Origin of the sequence: Acidisphaera rubrifaciens HS-AP3, from assembly GCF_000964365.1 — a bacterium.
Taxonomy (GTDB): Bacteria; Pseudomonadota; Alphaproteobacteria; order Acetobacterales; family Acetobacteraceae; genus Acidisphaera; species Acidisphaera rubrifaciens.
Genome location: NZ_BANB01000593.1, coordinates 1 through 777, shown reverse-complemented (window position 1 = coordinate 777; position 777 = coordinate 1). Strand labels below are relative to the sequence as shown.

Sequence of the window (777 nt, the reverse complement as noted above, 5' to 3'; positions counted from 1 at the left end):
GCCGACGGCGTGGCCGGCGTACGGCGGCGGTCGTGGCCGGCGCCTCGCGGGCGAGCACCGCGCTAGACATCGGCCGTCTCCTGGGTTGCGGGGCGCAGCCTGCGGGTGCGGAACGGCGGCGACGTCAGCGGCCGGCCGGTCGCCCGGTCGACGAGAACGGGGTCCGCCACCGCGCCCGTCTCGCCGTCCACGATGACGACGCTCGGCCCCTCGGGCGCGAAATGCTTGTTGCCCCAGGCCAGCAGCGACCACAGCACCGGCCGGAAATCCCGGCCGCGCTCGGTCAGCACATACTCGTCGCGCGGCGGCCGTTCGCTGTAGCGCCGCCGCTCCAGCAGCCCCGCCTCCACCAGCGCCGCCAGCCGGCGGGTCAGCATGTTGGGGGCGATATCCAGGCTCTTCTGGAACTGCTCGAACCGTGTCGCGCCGAGGAAGGCGTCGCGCAGGATCAGGATGCTCCACCATTCGCCCACGCGCTCGAGGCTGCGGGCGATGGGGCAGGTCATGCCTTCGAAGCTCTTGCGGCGCATCGGCGCCTCCTGATCATGGTCACTAGTGTGGTGCTAGTAACTAGGCGCGTCACTATCATCATGCAAGTTAATTCTCACAGCGGCGGCAACGCGACGTCCAGCACGGCGCAGCGCCCCTCCTCCCGCACCGCGCGGAAGCCGGCGGCGAGGGCACCGTCCAGCTCGGCCGGATGGCGGGCCGACAGGGCGAGCGCGCCCCCCGCCGCCGCGGCGATGGCGCCGTAATCGGGGGCCGGCTCGAACCCGG

At 72.6% G+C, this 777-nt stretch carries 1 protein-coding gene; it reads right to left on the bottom strand.

Annotated elements, in window-relative coordinates; genetic code table 11:
* Positions 1–62 precede the first annotated feature (62 nt).
* Entirely contained in the window at positions 63–530 is a 468-nt protein-coding gene (locus tag B8460_RS15085; RefSeq protein WP_048862430.1) for a winged helix-turn-helix transcriptional regulator, read from the bottom strand.
* Positions 531–777 lie beyond the last annotated feature (247 nt).

What these genes read in the sequence shown, in the direction of transcription:
- B8460_RS15085 (WP_048862430.1), bottom strand. Translation starts at nt 530, where the DNA reads ATGCGCCGCAAGAGCTTCGAAGGCATGACCTGCCCCATCGCCCGCAGC.